Source organism: Pseudomonas sp. GXM4, assembly GCF_008923895.1.
GTDB classification, from domain to species: domain Bacteria; phylum Pseudomonadota; class Gammaproteobacteria; order Pseudomonadales; family Pseudomonadaceae; genus Aquipseudomonas; species Aquipseudomonas atacamensis.
Map to the genome: position 1 here is coordinate 1 of NZ_WBRZ01000378.1, position 3,992 is coordinate 3,992.

Sequence of the window (3,992 nt, forward strand, 5' to 3'; positions counted from 1 at the left end):
GCGCTTGGGTGAAAGGAGGAGGGTGAAAATCTCCCACGGTCTGTACTGCGCTAACAGTCAGAATCGAGCCTTGTCCCTCCTCCTCCCTTCAAGTCCTACCATACAAGCGAGCCTGCTCGCGAAGAGGCCAGCATTGCCAACACAACTGCCGGATGAGCTCAGGCAAACCGCTTCGCCACCAGATAACCCACCGTGCAAGCAACCGCCGTCGCCACTGTCCCCCACGCCCAATCCATCAAACTCACCTGCACCGACCAGTCGCGCAAGGTTGCCCAGTTGGTCAGGTCATAAGTGCCGTAGGCCACCAGCCCCAACAGCGCACCCAGCTTCGCCGCTCGCTGCCAGCTCAGCGCCGGCAAGACCACGAATACCACGCAGCCAATAACGTATAGGCAATAAAAAACCGCTGCGGGCAACAGCAGCGGTTTTTCCAGCATCAGCGAACCGAGCAGTTCGCGATAGGTCGGCGCCATCAGCAGCCCGAGCCAGATGCCATCGAGCAGCAGAAACGTCAGCAGCGTTGCGACGTAAGCGATGAGCGCCTTTTTCATCGATCCAACCTCTTGTGTGGCCTGCAACATGGGCCACTCAAGGCTCAGGTTAGTTCAATGCGATCGGCGTGAATGACGATCTTGCCTTCCTTGTACAGAGAGCCGATGGCTTTCTTGAAGTTGCCCTTGCTGACGCCGAACAGGCTGCTGATCAGTGCCGGATCACTCTTGTCACTGACCGCCAGGGTGCCGTCGTTTTCGCGCAACTTGCCGAGGATCTTCGAACTCAGGCTGCTGGCCGCTTCCTGGCCAACCGGTTGCAGGCTCAGGCTGATCTTGCCGTCGGCGCGCACTTCCTTGATGAAGCCTTTCTCGCGCATGCCCGAACGCATGAACTTGAAGATCTCGTTCTTGTGGATCAGGCCCCAGTGCTTGTTGTTGATGATCGCCTTGAAGCCCATGTCGGTGGCTTCGGCTACCAGCAGATCAACTTCCTGGCCCGGGCTGTAGGTGGCCGGGGTCTTGTCCAGGTAACGATCGAGGCGTGCGGTGGCGGTGATGCGGCGCGTGTGTTTGTCGAGGTAGACGTGCACCACACAGTATTCGCCAGCAGTCATCTGGCGCTTTTCTTCCGAGTACGGCAGCAACAGATCTTTCGGCAGGCCCCAGTCGAGGAACACGCCGATGCTGTTGACTTCAACCACTTTCAGGCTGGCAAATTCGCCGACCTGAACTTTCGGTTTTTCCGTGGTGGCGAGAAGTTTGTCTTCGCTGTCCAGATAGATGAATACGTTGAGCCAGTCTTCATCTTCGCTGGGAATATCTTTGGGGATATAACGGTTGGGCAAAAGAATTTCGCCATCGGCACCGCCGTCCAGATATAAACCGAAGTTAGTGTGTTTAACCACTTGCAAACTGTTGTAACGCCCGACTAAAGCCATTTCCGAAACCCTCAATACGTGGGCGGCATTCTACCCGTTTTTGCCGCAGACGTCGGGCGACAGATCCTCGCAGCGGAAAATCTGCGTCAACCTGTTGATTTTGCTTGATCACTGCCCTACGGGGTGCCGCTCGTCAGTCCGACCCGACGCTTCACGGCTGTGCTGATTTGCCTCACCCCAATTAAATGTTCTTATTTAAAACAGCACGTTAGCTGGTTATTACGAGTTGGCGGCCGGTAATAATGCAGCGTTACGGCTGGTTAATCCGGGGGATATTTACCAAGCTATTGTCAAGTTATTCCTGTACGATGCCTGGCCGAGTTACTTTTCTAAAGGTTAATGGCCGCCATGCGTGTAAAAGCATCCACCAGCAAAGCAAAGCCAGCTCCAGCCGTTGAAACCAGCGAATCGATCAACGATCAGATCGCAGCATTCCTCAAGTCCGGCGGCGAGATCCAGCAAATTGCCAAAGGCGTCAGTGGCCAGACATTCGGCCCGTCCAAGCAGATCAGCCTGGGCAAGAAGTAATACCGGTTTCACCCCGTCCAGAGGCGCTTTGAGCTTCGAAGCGCCTGGACTGGCACCGCGCAATCCCCCTTCGTTTTAAACAAAAATTCCGGAAAATCGACGAACGGCCATCAATGCCGGGCATTCGCCGGTATCCTTGCACGCGTCTAGATCAAGCGTTTCAGCAGGCCTTCGCCCTGCGCTCGCGGTTCATGGAGTGACGCATGCGCCCATTTCCCTGTTTATTGTTCGTCAGCCTGCTGTCAGGCGCGACCGCGCACGCGCAGGTTTTTCAGGGTGAACTGGGCGACTTCGATCTCAAGCTGGGCACCACGCCCAGCCGCAGCATGGCCCAGGGCCTGGTGAAACCGGCGGCGGTCGGCTCGTTCCACGGTGGCCTTGATCTGAGCCACGACAGCGGCGTGTATTTCGGCCAGTACGCGCCGAGCATGGGCATCAGCCCGGGCAAGAACCTCGAGATCGATTCCTACGTCGGCTTCAAGCAGCCGTTCGATCAGGTGCTCGGCTATGAAGTCGGGATGATCCATTACAGCTATCCCCGCGTGGACACCCTCGACAGCCAGGAGCTGTTCGGCGGTCTGACCTTGCTCGGCAGTCGCTTCGGCATCGCATTGAGCAACGACCCGGATAAACAGAACAACACCTTGTTTGCCGACCTCACTGGCAATCAGCCGTTCGGCATTGGCGTGAGCATGAAATACACCACGCACCAGTTGAATACACCAGCGGCGGTGGACGGTGGCTATATCAGCAATTTCACTGATTGGTCGGTGAAACTGTCGCGGCCATTCATGGGCGTCGATCTTGATCTGATCTACAGCGACTCCAGCCTCAGCGGCAGTGATTGCTCGGCGTATTCCGGGCACAACAGCGAGTGCGACGGCCTCGTCACACTCAAGGCTGTACGCACGTTCTATTGATCGGCTGAACTGCCGCGCGCATCCTGCATCACATAAGAATCAGATTTCCGACGCCAGGCTCTCGCAAGGATTTGCCCATGTCTCGCTGGTTCAAACAGATTGCCGCCCTGCTCATCTTCACCCTCGCCCTCGGCGCTTGCAGCCGCGTTGGCCTGGCCTACCGCAACCTCGACGTGATCATCCCGTGGTCGCTCAGCGACTACGTGGACATGAACGGCGAGCAGAAAGACTGGTTCAACGACCGGCTCAAGGAACACCTGAGCTGGCATTGCACCACGCAATTACCCGGTTACCTCGATTGGCTGGACCGTTTGCAGGCCATGGTCGAGAGCAATCAGGTAACTGACGCCGCGCTGCAGGAGCGCACCGCCGAAGCCAAACAGGCTATCGCCGAAACCGCCCGGGAAATCACCCCTTCGGCCATCGAGTTGCTGCAAGGCCTGGACGATAAACAGGTGGCAGAAATGAACGACGCGTTTGCCAAGGATTTGCGCAAACGTCAGCAGGAATACGTGAAACCACCGCTGGCCCAGCAGATCAAGGAACGCGGCGAGCGCATGGAAAAACGCCTGAACGATTGGCTAGGCCCGCTCAGTGATAAACAGAAACAACGCGTCGTGGCCTGGACCAATGCCTTGGGCGACCAGAACACCCAATGGATCGCCAACCGCGCGCACTGGCAGCAACAGTTCAGCGCCGCCGTTGCGCAACGCCAAAGCGCGGAATTCCCACAACGCATCGAGACGCTTCTGGTCAACCGCGAGCGCTTATGGACAGCGGATTACCGCAAGGCCTACGCCAATACTGAAGCGCAGGCACGATCGCTGTTTGTCGACTTGATGGCCGAGAGCACGCCGCAGCAGCGTGAGCGCTTGCTGAAGAAAATCGAGGGCGTGCGCAAGGACTTCAATGACCTGAAGTGCCTGAAGGCCGCGCAGAAACCTTGAATAAACCAATGGCCCATTGTGGGAGCGAACCTGCTCGCGAAGGCGGAGTGTCAGACAGTTCAAATGTCACTGACAGACCGTTTTCGCGAGCAGGCTCGCACCCACAGGGCGGATGTCACTGGCGCCGGCGATTTGAGCCTTTGAGGCGACTTCATCAAACGTCAC

General features: G+C 57.2%; 5 protein-coding genes. 3 read left to right on the forward strand and 2 right to left on the reverse strand.

The window, feature by feature from the left end; genetic code table 11:
* Positions 1 to 158: 158 nt before the first annotated feature.
* Together F8N49_RS26150 and F8N49_RS26155 are read right to left on the reverse strand one after the other, a co-directional pair.
* Positions 159 to 551 carry a DUF2177 family protein gene (locus F8N49_RS26150; RefSeq protein ID WP_122506025.1) on the reverse strand — a complete coding sequence of 131 codons (393 nt, stop codon included), beginning with the start codon at positions 549 to 551 and terminating at the stop codon, positions 159 to 161.
* 44 nt (positions 552 to 595) lie between these two features.
* Positions 596 to 1,432 (reverse strand): S1 RNA-binding domain-containing protein, encoded by an 837-nt coding sequence (locus F8N49_RS26155; protein ID WP_016771157.1) that lies wholly within the window; start codon positions 1,430 to 1,432, stop codon positions 596 to 598.
* A gap of 339 nt (positions 1,433 to 1,771) precedes the next feature.
* On the opposite strand from F8N49_RS26155, the gene F8N49_RS26160 reads away from it, so the two are divergent.
* From F8N49_RS26160 to F8N49_RS26170, 3 genes are all read left to right on the forward strand, one after another.
* Positions 1,772 to 1,960: a hypothetical protein gene (locus tag F8N49_RS26160; RefSeq protein WP_016985943.1), complete on the forward strand. Its 189-nt coding sequence runs from the start codon at positions 1,772 to 1,774 to the stop codon at positions 1,958 to 1,960.
* Positions 1,961 to 2,163: 203 nt separating this feature from the next.
* Positions 2,164 to 2,880, forward strand: coding sequence for a TorF family putative porin (locus tag F8N49_RS26165; RefSeq protein ID WP_151553165.1), 717 nt, complete (start codon positions 2,164 to 2,166; stop codon positions 2,878 to 2,880).
* 77 nt (positions 2,881 to 2,957) lie between these two features.
* Positions 2,958 to 3,827 carry a DUF6279 family lipoprotein gene (locus F8N49_RS26170; RefSeq protein WP_122747399.1) on the forward strand — a complete coding sequence of 290 codons (870 nt, stop codon included), beginning with the start codon at positions 2,958 to 2,960 and terminating at the stop codon, positions 3,825 to 3,827.
* Positions 3,828 to 3,992: the final 165 nt, after the last annotated feature.